A 22,966-nucleotide genomic window follows, 5' to 3' on the forward strand; every position below is an offset into this window, starting at 1 on the left:
TTTACGGGAAAGAGCTAGGTTTGTATTTTATTTGCTAAATATTTTATTGAAATGTACTCTTTGCTATTGAAAATCGCGATTTAAGTTTTATCTTGGGTCTAAGCTCGTTCGAAACTAAACATCAGAATAGCGAAATTTTATGATTCAAAACGAAGATGTACCTAATTCGGTAGAAATAATAGACGGTCACCTGGATAATTTCTTTGAATCTGAGGAGATATTGGTATTACATGAAAAGGAATCGGAAGTTGTACATGGTGACATATACATCGTTAAACCGAACGATGACAGAAATTATAATATATTGCTTAGTTGTGGGTTAAGTGCTTTGCCTATGCAGGTACCTGAAGGCTTTGACCACTTAAAGTTTGCGGAAATAAGCATACTCCTTCCACCAAACTGGAATTTAAATTACGACGACTTTGCCAATGAAAACAACTACTGGCCAATAAGAGCACTAAAACAACTGACAAAATATCCGCACTTGAACGACACTTGGTTAGGCTGCGGACATACTATACCGCTAGACGATCGATATCCTGTAAACCATCGCTTTACTGCTATAATTTTACTGGAATCAATAACGCTACCCGAGTCTTTCACGTATATAGAAACCGATGAAAAAGACATTTACTTCTATGCAGCTATCCCTCTTTACCAAGAAGAACTTGAGTTTACTGAACTGGGGCACCGATAAACTCTTGGAAAGATTTCAGGAGTTTGAGATCAGCGAAATCGTGGACATCAACAGAAGGAATGTTTGTATTTAGGTGATATGGCTATACTCAATACGTTAGCTTCGGACATGTCTCCGATCATTTCTCTATAAAATCTTTTGTTTCCATCGTTCAAACACTCAACATCGATTTAATATTACTAACTTTGTGATTAGGTTTAGGTTGTGCCCTGGCAGCGAACCCCATTCGCTATAATCCGGGGCACTCTTTTCAATTTAAGTCATTATGCGGAAACTGTTTATCTCTCTTCACTTCCCAATTTTTTTTCAAGAATACCATTATATAAATCTCTTACTGTAAAAGGCTTTCTCAAAGACCTACGCATAAAAAGTAATTTGGATAGAAGGTCTTGTTCGGGCGAAAAAAAGTCTTTTATATTAAAGTCAGATACATCTACATTAAATGTCTCGCTATATTTCACTATAAAGTCAACCGCATCATCTCCATATACTCCTAGGTCATCTTCTAATCGTGTATCCATACTTATTTCTTCGTCATCTACGCACAATTCGTATTTGACAAAAAGAAATAATCGTTCAGCTAAGTCAGTGCCATTCTTCATCTCGGTACACGCCTATATTATATATCACCTTCGAGCTTTAATTTTGATTGCTTAAATTTAGAAAGAATTGCGATGAATTAATTGATTAACAGCAGCCATTAAAAAAGTTCTTATCCGTGGGGGTCTTCTGATGGTGATCGTAGTTTCTTCAGCAGGAAGAACCCCGCACGTGATAATTTTGGAGAGATTGATAAATACGCATGCTTTAATCGCGTTAAACTAAAATGGTAACTAAGTATAATAAGCACCTGTTATCATCATACTATCGGCGCAGAATTGCACATAAAGAATTATGCCATGGTCGTTGGAATTCGTGGCTAGGCTTTGTTTGTCGCAAGTACACCGCTGAATTGACAGATTTACACGTATAAGAACTTCTGGGTACTACTTATTTTTGTAAACAATAAGCACTATATTTTAAATCATAACTATGCGAAAAATCATTTTACAGGAGTGGATTTCTCTTGAAGGCTATATTGCTGATAAGGACGGCCAGCTCACTTTCTTCACGGATATCAATAACGAAGCAAACAAATACTCCGACCTTGACCAGGTGAAATTTATGGACAATATTGACACGATACTGCTTGGTAGGATAACTTATGAAATGTTTGTTGATTTCTGGCCTACCGCCGATTCGGAAAAAGAGCCAATTGCGCAAAGTTTAAATAGGACGCCGAAACTCGTATTTTCTAACACACTTAATGAAGCTAACTGGGGTAAATGGGAAAATGCAAAAGTTGTTAATGGTGATGCTGTTGAGGAAATCGCAAAACTAAAGGCTTTACCGGGAAAAAATATGGTCATTTGGGGCAGTATAACCCTTGCACAGTCTTTAATGAAGTGTGGGCTTATCGATGAGTATCATCTACAACTTTGTCCAGTTGCTTTAGGTGGTGGTAGGCCTTTGTTCCCTACCGGTGATGGGTACATCAACCTGGAGTTGATCGACCTTAAGAAATATGACACGGGTATTGTTCTACTAAAATATAGACCTAGGTCACTTAGCTAGCGTTTCTATTATCGAGAAAGTAGTGGGCATTTACTATCAACATCCTTAAGTTTGCAAAAGAACTTTGAAAGCATATCAACTGGTTCTTGAAAATATTGTTGATGCATATGGAAAAGTTCATTCTTTTTCATCCTTCTATAAAATGTTATTAATGTTAGTTCGTATTCTATCCATTTTGATGTTTACCCTAGTTGCCTGCGGCGGTCTGCAAAAGAAGCTGGATTCGGAACTCGTGGTGGATGTGGGCCTTCTTGACAGTGCCTACGGCAGTCCATATCTTTCTCTTGACTCGGTGACGATCTTTAGAAACGATTCGTTGTTAACCGTATGGCTCCCGCAGAACAATCAGCGTGACACCTTACTGGTGTATCCAAACGCGGCTCAATATAATTTTAAGTTTAAAAATGTACTGGGCAACGTGGTAGAGAAATCGGTATCGGCGGAAAATTCACAAAGAAAGAACACAACGCTTTTTCTTGACTCAACCGACTATCGTAAACATCTTGATGAAAGCTGGATCGCTAAACTAAAAGATACTGAAACTATAAAATTTGTCTTCAACCTACAAGGATGTTTTAATGCGGGTAAAGATTCGGTACTGCTAAGCCGGAATGAGGGGGCATACTTTTTACAATATGGCAAGGAAGAACGCAAGCTCAACAAGGAAGATATTGAGTACTTAACCAAGTTTGAATGTGAACTTCCCCTGCTTCCTGACCAAGGTTTCTGCACTTTTACGGAAACGTATACCATGACATACGGCTCCTTAAAAAAGGAATATGTAGATAGCGATTGCTGCTGGAACGGGACTCAACGTTTCTTCACATACTTTGGTTTTAAGCGACAAAACTGATAAGCGTGACACGGTAAGATTTGCAACCAATAACCTTGACAAAATAAACCTCCAAAATTTATCCTGGTGTTAGATAAGGTACATATGCTTATATGTTCATTCTTTTAAAATCTCCCAATACCCTCCAAAAGTTGCTCTTCCTCCTCTTTGAATATATCCTTTGCTTTTTAAAACATTTAATATTTTCTGTACGGCGGATTCGTTTATGTTCAAAATTGCACTTAACTCTTTTCGGCCGATTGATCTTTTTGCCTTTATTAAAGTCAAAGCTTCTCTTTGCCTATCAGTTAATACATCAATATTACCACCAGTTTGACCACCAGTTTGACCACCAGTTTGACCACCTTGAATCTCTTTTGCAGACAACCAAAATTCCACTTTTGTAAAATTGGTACCTTGTTCAAAAATTGGAGCGGTATCGGTATAATGTTTCCAGCCTTCTTCCATTTTATCAAATCCGTATCCGGCATTCTCAGCTAGATTGACTATTCGAAACAGTCAAATGACGGGATGATTTTTGGCATTCTGGAAGCGAACGATGGAAGTATTTGGTTTGGCACATTAAACGGGGTGTATCGTTATGATGGTTAAAACTGTAGATGAGCAGATCGAACTTTTGCAAGATAGGACATCGAATAGTTCTGATTTAATTCACTTGTCGTTTAAAGCTGCAGAACAAAAAATTCTGCTTGGTATTGAATGGCGTAGTATGATCTTCCGTAATGCACTTTAATTTATCAAAACCATTTTCGAGTTCTGCTGTCAAAGTTTGCTCGTCGTACTGCTGTATATCCAGTCCACTACACTTTGTTGGTCCGTTTGTTGAAAACGTACCAATGGTCATATAGCCGCTTACGCTCTGCCTTGCAATATCGAGGTACTTTGCTACCTGTTCTTTGGTTGTCAGAAAATGAAATGTTGCCCTGTCGTGCCAAATATCAAAAGCCGTTTCCGGCTCAAACTCGGTAATGTCGCTGACTATCCAATTTACTTTTTCGGCTTTGTTGCCTAAGCGGGCTTTGGCTCTGTCCAATGCTTTGGCTGAAATATCTAAAACGGTTATATTTTCACAACCGTTGTCCAGCAGGTGATCCACCAATTTGCTGTCGCCACCACCAATATCAATAATGCGAGCCGTTTTATCTACGCCGAACGAATGAATAAAATCCAGTGAAGTTTTCGGTACTTCCTGTGTCCAGCTTACCTGTTCGGGGCTTTTTGTTTCATAAATCGTTTCCCAATGCTGTTTTTTATGTAATTCTTCCATATTGCTCATTATATGTTACCGGAATATCCTGTTTGCCCAACTTTAGTATATTGCCAAATGCCAGTGCGGCTTTGTGTACCTGTACTGTCCAGTCTTCTGCCGCATTGCCGTCTGCTCCGTCCGATATGTATTTGAGACTGAGGAAAGGGATATTTTCTTTCATTGCCACAAGAGCCAATGCGTAGGCTTCCATATCCACCACATTATAAATAGTAGTGGAATGTGCCATTTCAAAATTATCTCCCGTTCCGCAAACGGCTTCGGGTAGTCCGTCCATCTGCAAACCGTATTCAAGGATTGGAGGCAATCCCGATAAGGGCGTTTCGTACTGCTCATAGCCCAATCCTCTAACGTCCATATCCCGTTGTATGAATTTGGTGCAGCAGACGATGTCGCCTTTTTTGTAATGGTTGCTCCCGGCAGAACCTAAATTGACAATCAATTTCGGTTTTTCCTGCTGTATGGCTTTCATCAGGTTATAGGCTGCATTTACTTTGCCAATTCCGCATATCAGGTGCTTGTAATCCGTAAATACATCGGCTGCTTCAGATGCCAGTGCAAACGTAAACAGTACATCCTCAACAGGAAAGGTATATTTGGGGTTAATGGTAATCATCAATTCTTTTTAATGGATTAATATCCTACAAAGTTAAACTTTTAGTGCTAACTGTTCGGTCAACAATGTTACCAAAGCACCTGCGGGGAAAACACCTGACTGTCAATTCCGTTCTTTAATATTCCAATTTGTGCTCTATCTTTTCTCAACTACTTACGATAGGTCGACTGATCTATTTCAGTATTCCAGTAAGTAAATCTTGGAATTGGCGTAATCCCATACCGTTTTAAATTGCGATAAGAAGCGATACCCTAAATTCATCAGGTTCGGTTCGGTTATTGCCAGCTCTCTTCTGATAACCTGCGTGCCTTTCAGAGAAGAGAGTTCTACACCTTTTAATGTGAATTTATATTTTCCGTCGATGATCACATTCTTTATGGTCAATAATGTATCGCCGCCACTGTCAGTACCGGAAATTTGAACCGAACGGCGGCCTTTCAATATCTTACCGGATGGTTCATCCAATTGCAACAAGCCGTTCTGGCCTGTGTCAAATACCCCTAAAACATTGATCCCGTCTATCGATAGTCTGACCATCGGGTGATTCGGCAACTTTCTGTTCTCAAAATTGATAACAGCCAATACTTGTTCGCCCTTCAAAAAATCCTTGCATTGGTTACGTTCAGCAGAGCTTTTATAGAAGGTGACCTTTCTGTGGATATAGTCTAGCTTAAACAGATAGCCGGTAAAGAAATCATGGCCTATGTAGCCCAGGCAATCAGGTGTGATATAATTCTGTAGGAAATCATAGTTTCCGCTGCTGATATTCTCAAGATTTCGATAGATAACACCGTTCGTGAATCTGATTTCCCTAACGGTGTCGTTCGTATTGATCTTGAAATCATGCCCGCTGCCGGTGATACCGGTGCTCTTCGTTTTTTTGTTGGGGAGATCGATAAGGTTATCATTTAACGATATGGACGTTCTGTAGCCTGTATCGAACATAAACTTGCCACTTACACCGTTTACCGCTCCTGAGATGAACGGGTAGCCGTTTATAAGCGTGATGGGAAAAACGACTGAGTCGCCATGCAGCACAGGTGTTTTTTCAAAGACCTGCGCGCTCGCCCATGTCCCGAAATATGTTATCGATAGTATGATCGACAAATAGCTTAGTTGAATGCGTGTCATTACTGTATGTTAATAATTGATCAATGGGCAAGTCCTTTAAAAATCCGGAAAGAACGTTCATAGCTAAAGATGATACAACAGTATCCGGCTTAAGGGGTTGGGTCTGTTTTAGATGCCAGCCGTCTTCTGATGATACTGATAAACTCAGGAGAGACACCTATGTAGGATGCAATGTGATATTGCGGAACTCGCGACGGAACAGTTGGATGCAGGGTAACGAATTCAACATATCGTTCCATCGCTGACTTACCGATTGCACTTACCAGCCTGTTCTGGATCGTACATAGATTTCGCTGAACAAGCATCCGGAAAACATGCTCGAATTTCGGTATCTCATGAAGGAGCCTTTCCTTGCTCCGGCGACTAAGCATCAGAAGCTCTGTCTTTTCAAGCGCTTCGATGAAAAACGTTGACGGCTTTCGCTCATGAAACGAAGCGATGTCACTTATCCACCAATCCTCAACCGCAAAAGAGAGAATGATTTCACAGCCATTAAAATCTACGTGGTAGATTCTTGCACATCCTTTAACGATATAACCCTCGAATTGACATATATCGCCGGCTCGCAACAGAACGGTCTTGCGCGGAACCATTTTTCGCTCTAATAAGCTGGTGAAAGTTTCTTTTTCATCATCCGTCAATGTGATGTACCTGCTGACATTAAGAAGTATATTTTCGAACATCGCGATCGGATTGAATATGTTAAGTCTTACAATTTTTACCCATTGTTCAGAAATTGGGAATGGCCTTACAAATCTTGTAAACTATTATTTTAATCTGCTTACCATATGGTAAAAAATGAAATTGACCGGCTTTTTTTTCGGGGAACACTGCCGTTGCAGGATAGAGGCACTTAATATGGCCGGTCGCTCTTTCAGGACGGGTAGCTGATCAAGGTCCTTCACGTTTGCCCGTGCAAAAACAAATTCGGTGTTAAATTTAAGTTCCTTCGGAATTCTAATGGTGATGTACTGGTTTTCCTCTTGAATAACTTATTGAGCGACTGCGGGTGTTTGAACCCTAGCTGGTAAGCGATCTCCGAGACCGTCAGATCCGTGACGGACAGATACTCTTTGGCTCTGTCAATCAGCTTCTCCTGTATATGATACTGTGCCCCCTGACCGGTTATCGACCGGAGCAGATCGCTGAAATAATGCGGCGAAAGGTTAAGGCAGGCAGCTATATACTCGACTGTGGGTATACCGGATTTTAAGGCGAGCTTTTTGTCGAAGTAATTATTCATGATTAGGTCTAACTTAGTGATCACGGCATGATTGACCGTTTTACGTGTGACGAACTGTCGCTCATAAAACCGGTTGCTGTAACTCAGCAGCAATTCTATTTGTGCGATGATGACCTCCTGTGAGTGTTCATCCAGATGCTGATACTCCTCTTCGATCTTTAAAAAAATCTCTGCGATGTACTTCTCTTCCTTTTCCGAAAGGTGAAGCGCTTCACTGGATACGTAGGAGAAGAATCCGTAGTTTTTGATCTTGGTAGCCAACGGGAAGCTATATAGAAAATCCTGGTGAAAAAATAGCGCGTAACCGACATCTTCACCAACCTCGTAAACCGGCGGACCGTCCAGCGAAAGGATTTTTTTGGGCGCCAGGAAGGTCAGTATCCCTTTATCGTGATCGTATTGCTGCTGACCATACTGCATTTTACTTTTAACATTCCTTTTCAAAGCGATGCAGTAAAAATTCAAGGAAAAACGTTCCAAGACTGAATCGGCCGCCGCACGGACATCCGCTATCCGAACGACGCTGATCAAAGGGTGAAGCGGATCAGGTAAGGACAGCAGGCGATGTTTGTCGGATATGGTACTGATGATTTTCATTTAGGCCCCCCTATCATTTGTCGTCTGATCAGACGTGCATAGCAAAAGCAGACCAGGCCCGCGGACCTGGTCTGAAAGGTTTTTGTCGCAGGTTCTACCAGCGAAGTGTTTCCACAAAAAAGGAGCCGTTCTCCATTAAATTATCGAAAAACACCTGCTTGGTCTCTAGGCGGTTCCAGTCTCTTTGCAGTTCACAGCCAAACTGGGTAACGGAAGATAATTGAACGCCCGCCTGCTCCATCCGGCGCAGGGCAACCTCGTGCGCAATAGTCGAGGTTCCGCCTATCGCATCGACAATGGTGTACACCTCATAACCTTCTTTAAGAAGATCCAGCGCCGGAAAGCACAGACAAACCTCCGTCCATAATGCGCAAATAACGAGCTTCTTTTTGCCGAGGGATTTTACAGCTTCCTGAAATTCCTTGTCCTCCCAGGAATTGACCGTCGTGCGGTCGATCTCCTGCACGTCGGGTAAGATCTCTTTAAGGTGCTTCACCGTCGGTTTGTTAATGCCGCTTTCCACATTAACTGTGGTCAGGATAATCGGCAGATTGAATCCTTTTGCAAGTTTCGTCACGGTGACGATGTTTTTGACCAATTGTTCATGGTCCATCGACCTTACGGAATTGACCTGAAGGGGTTGGTAGTCGATCAGGATCAATGCTGAATTTTCAGGTGTAATCAGATGATCGTTCTTCGGATCGCGGATGGGTGTAATACTGCTCATGGTATGAATAATTAAATGGTTAATAAATATTTGTTCAGTTCTGTGATCGCTGCGGTTTTTCCGCTGTTTGCATTGTTAAAGAAAGCCGGCCCGGCCAGATCGTTCTTCATATTTTTCATATTTCTTAAAACTTGAATTGTGCCTGATAACTCATAAAAAAACCGTCCCGGTGTGCATCGATGATATCATTGATGAAGGGCGACCATTCCGGTATGACCGGCAAGGCTGCGGGCGCGATGCTCCGGTAGCTTTGAGCGCCATAGACGATCGATCCTCCATATCTTCCGATCGACGCCGGGTCTGACACAAAATTGGCGATCTGAAAATTCCTGTCCATTTAACTACTTCAAGAAATCACCTGGATGAAAGGACTTTTGATGTAAACGATATGGCCTTCGATAAGGTCAAACATGGTTATCCCAGATTCTGATCTGATCTTCCTTAAAATACAACTGTTGCTTCTCGCCGTGGCGGACGAGATAAGGTTCTCCGTTCTATTGATTAATGTTACTGTCTGCGATGGCTGTCCAATGCTATTTTATTTCGGACCGCTGTCCAGCAACACGTAAAGTGCCGCGATCTTGCTATCATGGAATTGAACAGTGCCACGATCTTGCCATCATGGAATTGAACAATGTCCATCCCCGTGGCGACGGGCTGCTGCCCCGCCGGGCCCACGCCCCAAACCAGCCTGCCGATCCCGCTATTGATGATAACGGGGCTCTGTTTAGTGAACACGAAATTGGAAGGCAGTACCTTTTGTGTTGTGGAAACGCTTTCATTGATGGCGTCAAAGCCGGTCACCTGGTCCTCTACGTGATGTAGTATCGCTGACTCGCTGTATATCTTTTTAATGGCTTTCAGCCTGGCTGCCGGGTCCTTTTCGTTCCAGACCTGATCGAGGTTTTCTTCCATGATCCGGGATAGTTCATAGCGCATGATCAGTAAGTGTTGAATGTTAAACGAATTAGAAGTAAGCGGCATGCCGTTCGGTCCGGCATGCCGCTGCACGGCGGCTATTTCTCTGCCGGCACCGGTGTAGCCAGTAACTGCAGCTCCCATGCTAATGCCACTCCGCTGGCACCGCCATTCTCGAACAGCACACTGGCCAGTTGTCCTGCGGTCTCTGTACGTGCCCAGTCACGTTGCCATTCTGAAGCGACCGCCATCCAGTTAATTGGCGTAATGCCATGCTGCACCATACGGCGTATCGCCATATCATGCGCTTCCTTTGAGACAGCGCCGCAGGCATCGGTAACGACGAAAACATCATAGCCTTCGGCCACCGCCTGGATCGCCGGCATCGCCACGCAGACCTCCGTCCAAAGACCTGCGATGATCAGCTGTTTACGGCCGCTTGCGGCAACGATATCGGTAACAGCGGGATCCTGCCAGGTATTGATGAAGGTACGGTTGATCGGTTTCTGATCAGGAAAAAGCTCCTGCAGCTGTTTGATGATCAGTCCGCCGCGCTCCTCGATCACGGTGGTCAGGATGGTAGGTACCTTGAACACTTTAGCCGCTTTGGAAAGGCCGGTCACATTGTTGATGATGACCGCAGGGTCGTGGCTGTTCAGGTTGGTGAACTGAAAAGGCTGGTGATCGATCAGTACAAGGATACTGTCTTCCGGCCGTAACAGGGCGTCAAGGCCCTTTTTTTGAATGTTTGACATGATCTGATAGTATATGGTTATTTATCAATAGCTATTCTCATAGATTGCATAGACCTGGGTGTTTCCGGCCTGTAATGGCCAGTCAGTGAACTACGGGCGATGGTCCGCTGCCGGACAGTAAATTTGTTCGTTTTCACGTATGTCGCTTTTCCCGGTCGTTGCCACAAATCTACTTGTTTCGGCTAGCGTGAAAAGATGACATAGGCCTTTAAAAGTCGTAGATTTATGTCGACGTTTCCGATTCTGTCAACCGGGCTGCGCTCATCAAACCGTTATGCTCCGTTTTTGGTTCTGGTCAATGCTGCGGGTCTTTTAGGGTGATGAGCGACTGCGTGACTGCATATCAACACCCGCGGTTTCCCTTCGCCGAGGTCTGTCACGTGGAGACGCACATTTGGCGCCACTTTGATAAATTCTTTTCTGTTTCCCGGTTTTTCCTTAGCAGGCGTGTTTTTCATGATCTTATTTAATTTTGATGTTTAATAATAATGTCTGGTATATTCTGCCCCGTACCACGCAAATTTAAATGCGTCGTATTTGGAACGGAATAACCAGATCGCTGTTTTGTGTATCCCTATTGGGTGTCTGAATGGTTCTGCGAGTGAAGGCCCCGGTTCCTGCAGAATGAACGACGGATTATCCGGCTGGCCGGGCAAGGTAATATCGCCTGAGCCCCTTAGCGTCGTCATTTTTTTACCATATGGTAAATACTTCCTGTGAAATTATTATGATCTTTAGTATATGAAAGAACTCCTTGATTATTTACAGCAATTCGATACCCTGAATGAACAGCAGGCGGAAATGGTCACCAGCAAAGCCAAACTCGTCGAATTTCCCAAAGAGACCTACTTTTCCGAAGCCGGTAAAGTGCCGAAGCAGATTGGCTACATTTTGGAAGGCGTCCTGCGGTTCTGCTACTACGATAACAAAGGTCAGGAGGTCACCCACTATTTTGTCGGCGAGGGCCAGTTCATTACCGATTTTCCGAGGTTCGAGGCGCAGATCATTTCGGCTGAATATATACAGACCGTCACCGATTGCAAACTGCTCGTGTTCACGAAGGAGGACTGGGATTATCTGCTGGCGACGATCATAACCTGGAGCAACATAGAGACCAAAATGGTCAAAAAATGCTTGAACGAATCGTTGTCGAGACGCAGTCCGATGGTCTCCAACGACGCTACGGAGCGTTATCTGTCATTCCTGGAAAGCTTTCCCGCTCTGGTCACCCGCATACCGCTGGCCTACGTTGCTTCCTATGTCGGCGTCACGCAGCAATCGCTTAGCAGGATCAGAAAAAATCTGCGTTAGCTCATTTTTTACCATATGATAAACAGTTTTGAACGCCAGATCCCAATATTTGTATCGATATCTAAGCGTTAATAAAAATGAGTAAAAAAGTCGTACTGATCACAGGGACCAACAGCGGGTTCGGCTGGCTGACCGCTCAAAGTGTCGCAGCTCTGGGGCATAAGGTCTATGCCACCATGAGAGATACAGCAAGCAAAAATGCAGCACAGGCACAGGCCCTGTCTCAGGTGGAGAACATTACCGTGGTAGACCTGGAGGTAACCGATGAAGCGAGTATCAAAAAAGCTTTCGACAGCATCATTGCCATAGAAGGAAAGGTTGATGTTCTGGTGAACAATGCAGGTGCAAGCATGTTCGGCGTGGGTGAAACCTCCACAGCTGCCGATCTACAGCGTATGCTGGACATTAACGTTATCGGTCCATGGCGACTGATGAAGCTCGCTCTGCCCGGAATGCGTGAGCGGTCAGAGGGTCTGATCATCAACGTGACTAGCGGTTTTGGCCGGGTCAGCTTCCCGTTCTTCACCATGTACTGCGCCTCGAAGTTCGGTCTGGAAGGGCTGTGCGAGGGTCTTTATTATGAGCTCAGGCCGTTAGGCGTTGATGCGGTCATTCTTGAACCGGGTGGCTTTCCCACTGAAATGGGTTCAAAAGTGCAGACAGGTGCCGATACCGCTGTCGCCGAAGGGTATAGAGCGCTTGAAGAATATCCAGGAAAGATCTTCGCAGCTATCGGCCAGCTTTTTGAGACGCATAAGCCGGATCCGCAGTACATCGCCGACGCCGTAGTTAAACTGATCGGCATGCCGAAAGGTGAACGACCGGTAAGGACAGTGGTCGACCCAACCACAGGACAGTTCATCAGTGCCATCAATGAAGGCACGCAGATCGAATTTAATAAGACCATGGAAGCCTATGGTCTTAGGGAGCTTTTAGCTTAAACGTCTTACCCCTCCTCAGGCTTTATGCCGCCCTGATCCCCCGGTGTCCCTCTGATAAGAAGGACATCGGTTGATTTCATAATTCTCCAAACCAACTGATTTACTTCAGATCCTTAACCGGATCACTCAACAATAATGCTTTGTGCTTTGAACCGAATCACCAAATAATTGGGTTGTTTCGCAAAATGCATCTCTTTTTTTGTAATGCAATTTTACCTTGTCAATAATGACTAGGTCTGCTTGGATGCTGCAATTTAACTACGAGGCCAGCCAAGCGAGTAGATCTGAGGCTTTTACCTTGCTTACAACTATCCGTTCAGGAGTTTCGACACTCAACTTGACGATGAGCCTTCGATTAAAGAAGTGCTCGGCCATCTGGACGGCGGCACGGTTGATGATAAATTGCCGATTGGCACGAAAAAACAGAGACGGGTCCAGTATAGACTCCAGCTCGTCCAACACTTCTTGGATCAGGTACGTTTCACCTCTTTGGGTATAGGCATGTACAATGCCTCCAACCGAGTAGACAAATGCGATGTCTTTGGTGGATATGGGAATGATTTTCTCGTTTTTGAAGACCAGTAGACTAGACTTGTAGGCAGGATGCACCAGTTGTTTAAGGAGGGTTTCCAATCCGGGCGGGATAGTCTGCACTCGGCCCCCCATCAACTGCCGCATCTGCTCATATTTGCGTAGGCCCCTGGCTAGTTTATCTTCATCGATGGGCTTTAGCAAATAGTCGATACCATTGGCCTCGAAGGCCTGTATGGCGTATTGATCGTAGGCGGTACAGAAAATAACCGGACAGGGAGGCTGGACGGTGCGGAAGATCTCGAAGCTCAATCCATCGGAAAGTTGGATATCCGAAAGGATGAGTTCCGGTGTAGACTGATTACCCAGCCATTGGATAGCAGCTTTTACGGATGGGACGATGCCTGTGACATGCAAATCGTCACCGAGTCGCTCTATCATTGCTTTCAAGGCCTTGGCCGTTTTAGTTTCGTCTTCGATGATCAGGATGTTCATAGCGGGTCATTTAACAGAGGAACGGATACGGTGAATGCGTGAGCGGTTTTCAACACCTCGATTTCTTGACCAGCTAGCAGGCGGTAGCGCTCGCGGATGTTGTCCAATCCGGTGCCCAGGCTGTCTCCCTGTGTAGGTTTCGGTTGCAGGGAGTTGCTGACGGTAAGCCGGTTGGTATCTGTGGCGTTGATTTGCAGGTGCAGGGGTACTTCGACATCGGCGACATTGTGCTTGACAGCGTTTTCGATGAGCACTTGCAAGGTCATGGGCGGTAGTTTCATGCCGAGGAATTGCTCAGTGATGTCGATATCTACGAACAAAGCGTGCTCAAACCGTTCCTGAAGGATATATAGGTAGGACCGGGCGAAATCAAGCTCTGCACGGAGGTATACAAGATCGGCCATGCGGTTATTCAGCAGGTAGCGGTATACGTCAGCGAGGCGTTGGATAAATTGGCGCGGTGCGCGTTCATTGATCATACTTTGAAGTGTGCCCAACGAGTTGAACAGGAAATGTGGACTCACCTGTTCCTGCAAGAGACTGAGCCGCGCTTGCAGGTTTTCTTTTTTCAGCCGTTCGTTTTCTAACCTAGACCGTTGGGTCACTTCCGCCATTCGTAACAAGTAGACGATATAATACAGGAACCCGCCTAATACCATCCCCCGCATCAGGAGTAAAAAATATACGACGCGCATGCCTCGTGGTAGTGCTGCTACCCGTCCGCGGATTTCACCGATATCCTGAATGCTATAAAAAACAACTAACGAAATACACATGCATGCTGCAATGGCAATAGCGGCTTTCCACCCGTGCCACCGTGGCTTATCTAGCTGTATGACACTTTGTATCACTAGCCAACTCAGGAATACGTTAACAAAAGAACCGGCAAAAGTGAGCAATGAGGAAGCTGTTTCTTCCCGGTAGCTGCGCAGCACGTAGCCTAGGAGTGCAATAAACAGAGAAATAATAGACCCGGTGAGGGGGTATAGTCGCTTCATGGTACAAAGGTACTGTTTTGGCAGACAGGAAAGTTTACCCGTGATAATCAAACGGACAAAAAGGCCGATGAACGGAAAGCTGTGAGGCTAATCCTATGTTCGGTAATGACCTGTTCATCTCGATATGTGGCCGTTTCATACCAAAGTGGTCTACTTCCTCGGGTCCGCAATGTCGAAACAACCATAACAGAAATATGAATATCATGAAGAAACTAATTATCCCCTTGACACTGGTACTGGGTACCATCGTCTCCGAAGTAAATGCACAGGTTGTTGTAGTAAGACGGCCGGTGCGCCGGGTGGTTGTAGCTCCGCTTCCGCCGGCAAGAATGACCGTGGTAAGGCCGTTGCCCCGTGTGATCGTAACCCCAAGGCCGGTAGTGGTAGCGCCGGCTCCGGTGATTATAACGCCAAAGCCGGTAATAGTAGCTCCCTTCCCTGTTCAGCCGCTGTCGTCAACAACGGTCGTCCGAAGGAAGACTGTCATTTACAAACCTTAATCATAGCATGCAAGAGTCATCTTACAGGATAGAAGCGGCCGGTGATTTGCTACGGATACAGTTTCCTCTCATCGGGCAATCTGTCCGTTTCATCATCATTTTATATTAAACATGTTTCGATTCCTTCGAGCTTTGCATCAATAAATAGTAATATCATATGAAAAAGAACGTCTTAAAATGGGTGTTAATATTGGTCGTCAGTGGCCTTACCACCGGTGCATTCGCACAATCGAAGCTCACCAATGAGCAGAAGGAAGAACTGTTGGCTAAGATGGAGCAATACCGGGCCGAATTGAATCTATCGGACCAACAGCAGGAGCAAGTGAAATCAATCAATGCCACATACTTCGAAGGACTGGCCGGGCTCAAGGCATCGAACAGTTCCAAATTGTCGAAGTTCAAAATGTATCGAACGCTTAGCGAAACGCGCGATGAGCAAATGAAGCAGGTGCTCGACGGGAATCAGTACAAACGCTACAAGGCGATGCAGAAAGAGATGAGGAGTGAATTAAAAAGTCGCAAAAAATCATGAACGCGAAGAGATATATCCGTTTAGCGCTACTGATAGTGCTGCCATTTTTTTTGTTTGGTGGATGTGCTGACGAAGCGCCCGATCCAGCTCCCCGTTACCCATGGGGAGATTGGATGGATTGGGAGCGCCTTGTCGACTGGGATACCCTGACAGTAGGCGGCCGTGCACGCACGTTCAATGTGCACCTGCCGCCCCAATATGAAGAAGGCGATACCCTGTTTCCACTGGTCATCGGGCTGCATGGCACAGGAGGCAGTGCAGTACAGTTTGACCGTCACTACCATCTCTCTGAGAAAGCCGACGAAGCGGGATTCGTAGCCGTTTATCCCAACGGCGTCAGGAGCGATGGCCGTCTCGGCATACGTACGTGGAATGCCGGATCGTGCTGCGATTTTGCGATGCGCGAGAATGTGGACGACGTGGAGTTCATCAGCGAGCTCATCGACAGATTGATCGAGACATACCGCATCGATGCCAAACGCATCTATGTGACCGGCATGTCCAACGGCGGAATGCTCGCCTACCGGCTGGCTGCGGAGATTCCTGAAAAGATTGCCGCCATAGCGCCCGTGAGCTGCACGATGGTGTTCGACCCTCCGGCCGAACAATCGCGTCCGCTGCCTATCATCCACCTGCACTCCGTGCTGGATGAGATTGTCCCCTATGAAGGCGGCACAAACTCGCTGGGGTACCATTTCGCACCGGTTGATTCGGTACTGAACGTATGGGCGAAACGGAACGGTTGCCTGCCGAACGCCCAGGTGGTTGTTGATAACGACCAATACACACAGATGCAGTGGGTGGATGAAACCGGCTCGCCGCTTATCATGCACTATGTCACCGCGGACGGCGGCCACTCATGGCCGGGAGGCGAGCAGGTACGGCCCGGTGCTGCACCGCCATCCGCTGCGATAGATGCAAACGATTTGCTATGGAATTTTTTTGAGCGTTTACGCATCCCATAATGTGCGATTTTGGTCTGAATCGTACGGGATACCAGAAGCGGAACAAAACTGCTTAATTTCAAAAGTTTTGATAGTACCTATAACTTCAGAAGCACTACTGGTTTCATAGTAATCGGGTAAAACCAATAGGTTTTTACATACTAGCAAGCAATGTCCCGTTCAACATTTTTATCTATCTTTGATTTGGTGTTGAATGGGCATGCTTTGTTTAATCTCATAGGCTATCGAAGTCATATTAGTTAAGTTACCTGATATTTAAAGAATTAGCTAAGAGTGGTTACTGATTACAAAAAATTCGACTTATTCGGGAAGACATTTATCCAAAAAGTGGACTTAAAGCCACCTTTTGAGTTTGCCTTTCCCGTGGCCGAGCAGGCTTGCTTCTTATATATGCTGAAAGGTGAGATGGAATACCAATCAGCAGATGATCAGTTGAAGATACCTACCCATCACTCCTTGTTGCTTAACTGCATCAACTCGGGCAAACAGATACATGATACCGGTTCGGATAGCGAAGGTGAGATCGTTATTGTCACTTTCCATCCGGATATACTGAAAAAAGTTTACGATAAAGAAATCCCACTAATCTTTAAGCCGGCTAATCGGGTAACTAATCAGTCCAGAAAGGCAATCAACAACGACTTTTTGATTCATAAATATATTGAAGGATTGCTCTTTTATTTTGAAAATCCATCGTTGGTCAATGATGAAATTTTGGTTTTGAAGCTAAAGGAAATCATACTTTTATTATCGCAAACGCAAGATGCGGAAACCATACAAGTCATCCTATCGCAACTTTTCTCGCCGGCAACCTATACCTTCAAGCAGATTATAGAAGCCAATCTATTTGAACAAGTCGGTGTAGAGGATCTGGCGCAAAAAGCCAATTTGAGCGTTTCTTCGTTTAAAAGGGAATTTAAAAAATTATACGACGATTCGCCTGCCAATTATATCCGAACGAAACGATTGGAACGGGCTGCCGAATTGCTTTCGGTTTCTAATGAACGGATTACAGACATTGCGTTTGATTGTGGATTCAATGACTTGGCAAACTTCACGAAAAGTTTTCACGACAGGTATAACGTTTCCCCCTCAAATTTCCGCCTAAAAATAAAAGAAGGTTGAGTAAGATACGGCTGTAACACCCCATTCCAGCCTAAAAGCTTACCTCGATTTTTGAACCAAATTGTCAAATAATTGGCCTAATCTACAAATTCATCCGGTTTCGGACGGTTTAATTTTGCACTATTAATAATTGTTAAATTTTAAAATTAAACTCATGGGACTATCACATTTAGGTATTTTTCATACGGTTATAGGTGTAGCAGCTATTATTGCCGCCATTGTATCTTTAATAAGAAGAGGTAAGATAGATCTCAGCCAATTGAGTGGCAAGATCTATTTTTATTTCACCTTAGTTACATCGTTAACAGCTTTAGGACTATCCAGTGTTAAAGGCGTCAATCCGGGGCATATTCTTGCACTGTTAATTGTTATATTGATTTCGGTGGCGTACTATCTTTACGCAAAAAGATCGGGAAACAATCGATCGCGTTTTATTGAGAATTTTTTTCTTACGTTCAGCTTTTTCCTGTCCCTGATTCCAACGGTTAATGAAACTTTTAACCGTATCCCGGTAGGTCATCCGTTGGCCAATGGACCGCAAGACCCATTAATCGGAAAAACTCTGCTCATCCTTTTTGTGCTGTTTGTGATCGGTTCTGTTTTGCAATTCAGGAAGCAAAAGAGCATAAATAAAGTGGTGTAAGCCTGAATTTTTTATTGACAAAACTTTAAAACAAGTGCTTTATTTAGTAGCACGATTAGATGAATTTATAGTCTATTCTTGTCGACCGAAAATTGAGAAACATCAAGCGAAGGGGAATTTCATTCGGTCTTCGCTTGATCGACTCATACAAGTTTGAGTTAACTTTGCAAAGTAAGTATATTTGTCTTCACCCATTCTCGGATACCAATTGTGGGTATCCTCCATTGATAATTAAATGTCTTTTCCATCGGCCAGGTTACTCCAGGATGCGTGAATACCATACGATATTTATTAAAAATATCATCTGGTCTTTGTTCTAAAGCTGAGGACAGGTGCGCCTTGCTCCAAAGAATACGCTCAAAAGTGGTATTGAAGACGGCTTCTACCTCTTCGGCAATTTGTGTAAAGGTTGCCGTTTCACCCGAAACAAATACAACTTCATTTACAATTTCCGGTTGATGAAATAGTACCTCAATGGTTAGTTTTCCAATATCCTCGCAACAGGTTAGGGTCAATGAATGGTTCCAATCTCCCAGTGCGTGGACCACCTTGTTCTCAAGGCTGATGACCCCGAAATCTTCGCGAAACAAGAAACTAGTGATCATGCCGGTAGATACAATTACCCATTGTGTTCGGTCTTGGGCTCGCAGAAGGTCCCTGACGTCAAGCTGCTCGTCAAAAACCGGCTGTGCGCTTCCTCTCCCGATCTGATCATAATCCGCTCCAAATTGCCAGGGCACGTAACGCCTGACACCGGCTTGTAGCACAGCTTCGGTAATTTTTATCTGCATACCTTTTCCGATTGAAAAACCACTGCAGCAGATTATGGTATCATAACGACCAAAAACCTCTGCCAATTCCGTCACCGCACTCGTAAGGAGGTCTACCGCCTCCAATTTTACATTTCGGAATTGTGTATGTTGTTTGAAATCTTGAATGACCGCTCCAGAGGGCCGTACCAATGCGGCAACGGTCAGATCTAGTTGGTATACATCTTGATAATCATGTAAGGCCTGCAACATGGATAGGCCAACTTCGCCCGTTCCGATTACTAAGAATGAATTTTTCATCTTTGATCTATTTACGTATTGAGAATTATTTCTGACGCAAAGTTATCCCGATAAAAAAGGTATTAAGGTGCAAGAAAACTGTTAATAACTGCAAAAATCCTAGGTCGTTCGATAAACAAGTGGAGTCGTTTTGGTAAGTTTCTTATAAAAGTTCACAAAATGGGGTGTTTCCTGAAAATTTAAACACCAAGCAATCTCTTTTACAGAGTAGTTTGTATGCTTTAAAAGTATATTGGCTTCTTCAATAATACGTTCATGAAGGATGTCCCGAGTTGTTTTCCCCGTTATCTTTTTAAGCGTTTGATTCAGGTGATCGACAGTTGTGTTGAGCAAACCAGCAAAATAGGCTGGTGTCTTACCCATTAATGGCTTTTGCAGGCTGATGTCTAAAAAGGTGTTTTCGACCAGTTTGAGGAAGCGTTCGTCAAGCGTATCCTCCATATAAAGAGAAGGAAAATTATTGCTTTTAATTGATTTCTGTATGTAATGGATGATATCAAACACACGGTTGCGGATCAGTTGTTCTTTAAAGAAATAATCTGAATCTTTCTCCTGTTCTATCTCCAACATTATTTGGGACAAAAACAGGTATTGCTCTTTGCTTAATGGTTGGGTGTAAATCTCTCGATCTTTAAAGACAGGCCAATTAGAGAGGTTCAGCTTGGCTGTTCCCCTCAGAAAGCTTCCGCTGCACACACAATAGTCACCAACGAAGTTTTCATCATCGGTCGAAAAGCTAGATCGTGTCATAGGCTCCGTAAAAACGATTGTATAACCAGAGATAGGAACTTCTACATTATTAGAATGGTATTTGGCCGTACCATTGAGCAGGGCAATCTTATAAAACGGCTTGCGCTGCAATCGTTCGCAGGCAGATAAATCTTTTTTAAGATCTTCCCAATGAAGAACATCGAAATGCCCTAAAAAGAATTGCTCATCGGGATAAGATCTATGAACATATTGATCATAAAAAATTTCAATCTCTCTATGCATCGTTTAAATATAAGAAATAACCGGTAGGTGCACAATAACTCAATTGCTTCGTACTTCTCCGGTGATAACTGTAACGAAATAGCTATGAGAGCCAATGTTCCTAATAATATAGACAAATGGCTTAAAGAAAAATTGGAATAAGGCCTTATTGATAGCTCTATGAAACGCCTTTCTTAACGGCCTGAATATTTCCAAAACCTTTACCACCAAGGCCTGTATAATTAGTATCCTTTTCCCGGTCTCCTTTGCCATTCACTTGAATAGCACTGCTAATATCCTCATTCCTACCACTCTGACCATATGTGATACTTACAACGGCGTATTTTTCGATAACTTAATCAGCTGTCTCATTTTCATACGTGAATGTAATCTGGTCGTCTGAATTTTTCAAGGCCTTACCTTCAATAGTTTTTCCATTATGTAATCTAATTGTGTCAACTTGGGCCAAAACGCCTAACGGTAAACCAAATAGAAAAAATAGTAAATGTGTTTTTTTTCAAGCTAAACTAAATTATTCCTTCTGCAATTCAAAATCTTAAAATGATCAACATGCAATAAGATAACAGAAAACCTACATCCAAGACCAAACCATCAAATGAAAGCTTAATCATCCCTAAAGAGGTAGTGATGAATCAGATATATTGAAACATGTCAACTAGGCAGAAGCTTACAATACGGCAAGCCGCAGTCTGTTTTAGAGGCAAACTTATGCTAGTTATCACCGTGAATTTGTTCATCTGTATCCAGCCGAACGACCTTTACCAATCTTATACTGATTATTGCATCATTAAAACAAAAAAATGATATGAATGTAAAAACAGTAAAGTATCGATCGCTAAAGGCCTGCACACTTGTAGCCGCGGGACTAGTTATGCTTAGCAGCTACACCGTGAATCCGCAAAAAGGAAGTGTATTCCATGAAATAAGGCCACTTCAAACCGATAGCGTATCCTTAGATGACTTATCCGGTTATTTCCGCTTTCCAAACCGAGTTGCGTATATCCGGTTTTTTGATCAGGACGGCCAATTTATAGCGCAGCAGGCATGGGATGGACGGACTTATCCCTTACAGCGTACGGGATCACTCACCTTCCAGTCGCGTGATGAAGCGTACCAAGTTGCATTTATCGGAGGCACTGACGGAAAAATTGATAAGGCCAAGATTCTTAACCGGGTAATGCTGGAAAAAGTTTTCTTCAACCCTACGCAATATGTTTCGCTTACCGCGGACCAACTTACGCCGCTCTTGGGGCGATATCGACTTCAGACTGACAACAATATGGAAATCAATGTAACAAGGCAGGGCAATAAACTTGCTGTAGAGCAACTATGGGATAACAAAACCATCGTGTTTGAAGCTTTCTCCCCTACGGATTTCCTTAATGAGGAGCTGTCCTTTCCACTGACATTCATCCTCGCAAATGGTACTGTTAAAGAACTTATCTGTTTTGAATCAGATCGTTGGGAAAGGATAGATCATGAATAAGCGGATGTTTAAATCGATGCTCTTGATTTGGCTGCTCATGCCAGTTACCTACCTGTTTGCCCAAAGTGTTGCTGACCCGAATTTTCGGTTTGAAACGGAGCACGCTCGATATAAAAATGGGAAAGGCCCCCTTGTTCGCTATGATGAGGGGCACAATAACCCTTTCACGCTGAAGGGGCAGTATGCTGCATTTGCCAAGGTACTGGAAGCGGATGGTTACCAATTGGAGACCAACCGACAAGCCATTACTGCAGAAACCTTGACGGATGCCCGTGTGTTTGTGACTGTCAATGCATTGCACGACCTGGACAATTGGGGTGCCCAGACAGGTAGCGCTTATACCGACGAAGAAGTGGAAACTTTATACGATTGGGTGCAGCGCGGCGGCTCGCTTTTCCTTATCACCGACCAGATGCCTGCTGCCGGGTCCGCCGGTAAGCTGGCTGCCCGCTTTGGCTTTGCCCTCATCAATGGTTTTGCACAGCGTAAGGATGGCCAGCCTGAAATCTTCTCTCGTAACAGAGGCAATCTCACGGGCAATCCGGTCACCGATGCAGCCGGTTTTGCAATAGACAGCATCCGCTTTTGGGTAGGAACGGGATTTGTTCCGCCACCGGACGCCATTATTGTTTCGTCGTTGGGCGAAGACTACGAAGTATCGCTTGCGTCTGATGGGTCCAAAATATCAGGTAAAGGTTTAGTAAACAGTGCTATTCTACAATGTGGGCGTGGGCGGGTATGTCTAATTGCCGATGCCGGTCCGTTTTACGCAATCTTAAGAGGGATCAAAAGTGAAAAACGAGGTATGAATCACCCTGATGCAATGCAGAACGCTCGGTTTCTTTTAAACATCCTTCATTGGCTGGATACACCATAAAGAGGCGATATCCCTGAAATCTGCTATATGATCTTTGTGCTGATGAAACTATTTTTGTACTTCAAGCGCCATCATTCTTCA

At 44.1% G+C, this 22,966-nt stretch carries 30 protein-coding genes; 13 read left to right on the forward strand and 17 right to left on the reverse strand.

The window, feature by feature from the left end:
* Positions 1–139 precede the first annotated feature (139 nt).
* The gene (locus FKG96_RS01225; protein WP_149105038.1) at positions 140–697 is read left to right on the forward strand and encodes a suppressor of fused domain protein; all 558 of its coding nucleotides are present in this window, start codon (positions 140–142) and stop codon (positions 695–697) included.
* A gap of 278 nt (positions 698–975) precedes the next feature.
* Here FKG96_RS01225 and FKG96_RS01230 read toward each other — a convergent pair whose 3' ends face one another.
* Positions 976–1,299, reverse strand: a complete 324-nt coding sequence (locus FKG96_RS01230; RefSeq protein ID WP_149105039.1) for a DUF1493 family protein — start codon at positions 1,297–1,299, stop codon at positions 976–978.
* A 430-nt stretch (positions 1,300–1,729) separates the two neighbouring features.
* On the opposite strand from FKG96_RS01230, the gene FKG96_RS01235 reads away from it, so the two are divergent.
* Positions 1,730–2,311, forward strand: coding sequence for a dihydrofolate reductase family protein (locus FKG96_RS01235; protein WP_149105040.1), 582 nt, complete (start codon positions 1,730–1,732; stop codon positions 2,309–2,311).
* Positions 2,312–2,462: 151 nt separating this feature from the next.
* The gene (locus FKG96_RS01240) at positions 2,463–3,164 is read left to right on the forward strand and encodes a hypothetical protein (RefSeq protein ID WP_149105041.1); all 702 of its coding nucleotides are present in this window, start codon (positions 2,463–2,465) and stop codon (positions 3,162–3,164) included.
* Between the two features lie 96 nt (positions 3,165–3,260).
* Here the strand turns inward: FKG96_RS01240 and FKG96_RS01245 are convergent, their stop codons facing one another.
* Positions 3,261–3,611: a winged helix-turn-helix transcriptional regulator gene (locus FKG96_RS01245; RefSeq protein ID WP_149105042.1), complete on the reverse strand. Its 351-nt coding sequence runs from the start codon at positions 3,609–3,611 to the stop codon at positions 3,261–3,263.
* Positions 3,612–3,644: 33 nt separating this feature from the next.
* Between FKG96_RS01245 and FKG96_RS27150 the strand changes: the two genes are divergently transcribed.
* Positions 3,645–3,755 (forward strand): two-component regulator propeller domain-containing protein, encoded by a 111-nt coding sequence (locus FKG96_RS27150; RefSeq protein ID WP_371719633.1) that lies wholly within the window; start codon positions 3,645–3,647, stop codon positions 3,753–3,755.
* Positions 3,756–3,810: 55 nt separating this feature from the next.
* On the opposite strand, the gene FKG96_RS01255 is transcribed toward FKG96_RS27150, so the two are convergent.
* The 11 genes from FKG96_RS01255 to FKG96_RS01305 form a co-directional block, all read right to left on the reverse strand.
* Positions 3,811–4,431 carry a trans-aconitate 2-methyltransferase gene (locus tag FKG96_RS01255; protein WP_149105043.1) on the reverse strand — a complete coding sequence of 207 codons (621 nt, stop codon included), beginning with the start codon at positions 4,429–4,431 and terminating at the stop codon, positions 3,811–3,813.
* Positions 4,415–5,047: a 5'-methylthioadenosine/S-adenosylhomocysteine nucleosidase gene (locus FKG96_RS01260; protein ID WP_149105044.1), complete on the reverse strand. Its 633-nt coding sequence runs from the start codon at positions 5,045–5,047 to the stop codon at positions 4,415–4,417. The genes FKG96_RS01255 and FKG96_RS01260 overlap by 17 nt, the downstream gene beginning before the upstream one ends.
* 177 nt (positions 5,048–5,224) lie before the next feature.
* Complete coding sequence (locus FKG96_RS01265) at positions 5,225–6,178, reverse strand: hypothetical protein (RefSeq protein ID WP_149105045.1); 954 nt, start codon at positions 6,176–6,178, stop codon at positions 5,225–5,227.
* 89 nt (positions 6,179–6,267) lie between these two features.
* Positions 6,268–6,861 (reverse strand): Crp/Fnr family transcriptional regulator, encoded by a 594-nt coding sequence (locus tag FKG96_RS01270; RefSeq protein ID WP_130854939.1) that lies wholly within the window; start codon positions 6,859–6,861, stop codon positions 6,268–6,270.
* Between the two features lie 218 nt (positions 6,862–7,079).
* Positions 7,080–8,018, reverse strand: coding sequence for an AraC family transcriptional regulator (locus FKG96_RS01275; RefSeq protein ID WP_149105046.1), 939 nt, complete (start codon positions 8,016–8,018; stop codon positions 7,080–7,082).
* A gap of 94 nt (positions 8,019–8,112) precedes the next feature.
* Positions 8,113–8,745, reverse strand: a complete 633-nt coding sequence (locus FKG96_RS01280) for a hydrolase (protein WP_130854937.1) — start codon at positions 8,743–8,745, stop codon at positions 8,113–8,115.
* A gap of 124 nt (positions 8,746–8,869) precedes the next feature.
* Positions 8,870–9,052, reverse strand: coding sequence for a hypothetical protein (locus FKG96_RS01285; RefSeq protein ID WP_149105047.1), 183 nt, complete (start codon positions 9,050–9,052; stop codon positions 8,870–8,872).
* Positions 9,053–9,252: 200 nt separating this feature from the next.
* A complete protein-coding gene (locus FKG96_RS01290) occupies positions 9,253–9,807 on the reverse strand; it encodes a nuclear transport factor 2 family protein (RefSeq protein ID WP_130854936.1) in 555 nt (184 codons plus the stop codon).
* On the reverse strand, positions 9,762–10,418 hold the full coding sequence (locus FKG96_RS01295) for a hydrolase (protein WP_130854935.1): 657 nt from the start codon (positions 10,416–10,418) through the stop codon (positions 9,762–9,764). Before FKG96_RS01295 ends, FKG96_RS01290 begins: the two co-directional genes overlap by 46 nt.
* A 272-nt stretch (positions 10,419–10,690) precedes the next feature.
* The gene (locus tag FKG96_RS01300; RefSeq protein WP_149105048.1) at positions 10,691–10,876 is read right to left on the reverse strand and encodes a hypothetical protein; all 186 of its coding nucleotides are present in this window, start codon (positions 10,874–10,876) and stop codon (positions 10,691–10,693) included.
* A 21-nt stretch (positions 10,877–10,897) separates the two neighbouring features.
* Entirely contained in the window at positions 10,898–11,107 is a 210-nt protein-coding gene (locus FKG96_RS01305) for a hypothetical protein (protein ID WP_149105049.1), read from the reverse strand.
* Between the two features lie 52 nt (positions 11,108–11,159).
* Between FKG96_RS01305 and FKG96_RS01310 the strand changes: the two genes are divergently transcribed.
* Both FKG96_RS01310 and FKG96_RS01315 read left to right on the forward strand, forming a co-directional pair.
* Positions 11,160–11,729 carry a Crp/Fnr family transcriptional regulator gene (locus tag FKG96_RS01310; RefSeq protein ID WP_130854933.1) on the forward strand — a complete coding sequence of 190 codons (570 nt, stop codon included), beginning with the start codon at positions 11,160–11,162 and terminating at the stop codon, positions 11,727–11,729.
* A 77-nt stretch (positions 11,730–11,806) separates the two neighbouring features.
* Positions 11,807–12,670, forward strand: coding sequence for an SDR family oxidoreductase (locus FKG96_RS01315; RefSeq protein WP_149105050.1), 864 nt, complete (start codon positions 11,807–11,809; stop codon positions 12,668–12,670).
* A gap of 258 nt (positions 12,671–12,928) precedes the next feature.
* Here FKG96_RS01315 and FKG96_RS01320 read toward each other — a convergent pair whose 3' ends face one another.
* The gene (locus tag FKG96_RS01320; protein WP_130854931.1) at positions 12,929–13,696 is read right to left on the reverse strand and encodes a LytTR family DNA-binding domain-containing protein; all 768 of its coding nucleotides are present in this window, start codon (positions 13,694–13,696) and stop codon (positions 12,929–12,931) included.
* The gene (locus FKG96_RS01325) at positions 13,693–14,694 is read right to left on the reverse strand and encodes a sensor histidine kinase (protein WP_013664176.1); all 1,002 of its coding nucleotides are present in this window, start codon (positions 14,692–14,694) and stop codon (positions 13,693–13,695) included. Before FKG96_RS01325 ends, FKG96_RS01320 begins: the two co-directional genes overlap by 4 nt.
* 95 nt (positions 14,695–14,789) lie before the next feature.
* Between FKG96_RS01325 and FKG96_RS01330 the strand changes: the two genes are divergently transcribed.
* The 5 genes from FKG96_RS01330 (at position 14,790) to FKG96_RS01350 (ending at position 18,459) form a co-directional block, all read left to right on the forward strand.
* Positions 14,790–15,194, forward strand: coding sequence for a hypothetical protein (locus FKG96_RS01330; protein WP_013664177.1), 405 nt, complete (start codon positions 14,790–14,792; stop codon positions 15,192–15,194).
* 157 nt (positions 15,195–15,351) lie between these two features.
* Entirely contained in the window at positions 15,352–15,726 is a 375-nt protein-coding gene (locus FKG96_RS01335; protein ID WP_013664178.1) for a hypothetical protein, read from the forward strand.
* Positions 15,723–16,691: a PHB depolymerase family esterase gene (locus FKG96_RS01340; RefSeq protein WP_149105051.1), complete on the forward strand. Its 969-nt coding sequence runs from the start codon at positions 15,723–15,725 to the stop codon at positions 16,689–16,691. Before FKG96_RS01335 ends, FKG96_RS01340 begins: the two co-directional genes overlap by 4 nt.
* 327 nt (positions 16,692–17,018) lie before the next feature.
* Complete coding sequence (locus FKG96_RS01345) at positions 17,019–17,816, forward strand: AraC family transcriptional regulator (RefSeq protein ID WP_207303716.1); 798 nt, start codon at positions 17,019–17,021, stop codon at positions 17,814–17,816.
* A gap of 154 nt (positions 17,817–17,970) precedes the next feature.
* The gene (locus tag FKG96_RS01350; protein WP_013664181.1) at positions 17,971–18,459 is read left to right on the forward strand and encodes a hypothetical protein; all 489 of its coding nucleotides are present in this window, start codon (positions 17,971–17,973) and stop codon (positions 18,457–18,459) included.
* A 158-nt stretch (positions 18,460–18,617) separates the two neighbouring features.
* Here FKG96_RS01350 and FKG96_RS01355 read toward each other — a convergent pair whose 3' ends face one another.
* Entirely contained in the window at positions 18,618–19,529 is a 912-nt protein-coding gene (locus FKG96_RS01355; RefSeq protein WP_149105052.1) for an aromatic alcohol reductase, read from the reverse strand.
* Positions 19,530–19,628: 99 nt separating this feature from the next.
* On the reverse strand, positions 19,629–20,522 hold the full coding sequence (locus FKG96_RS01360; protein WP_130854925.1) for an AraC family transcriptional regulator: 894 nt from the start codon (positions 20,520–20,522) through the stop codon (positions 19,629–19,631).
* A gap of 805 nt (positions 20,523–21,327) precedes the next feature.
* On the opposite strand from FKG96_RS01360, the gene FKG96_RS01365 reads away from it, so the two are divergent.
* A complete protein-coding gene (locus tag FKG96_RS01365) occupies positions 21,328–22,008 on the forward strand; it encodes a hypothetical protein (RefSeq protein WP_149105053.1) in 681 nt (226 codons plus the stop codon).
* A complete protein-coding gene (locus tag FKG96_RS01370; protein ID WP_149105054.1) occupies positions 22,001–22,885 on the forward strand; it encodes a DUF4350 domain-containing protein in 885 nt (294 codons plus the stop codon). The genes FKG96_RS01365 and FKG96_RS01370 overlap by 8 nt, the downstream gene beginning before the upstream one ends.
* Positions 22,886–22,966 lie beyond the last annotated feature (81 nt).

The organism is Olivibacter sp. LS-1 (assembly GCF_008245145.1).
GTDB classification, from domain to species: domain Bacteria; phylum Bacteroidota; class Bacteroidia; order Sphingobacteriales; family Sphingobacteriaceae; genus Olivibacter; species Olivibacter oleidegradans.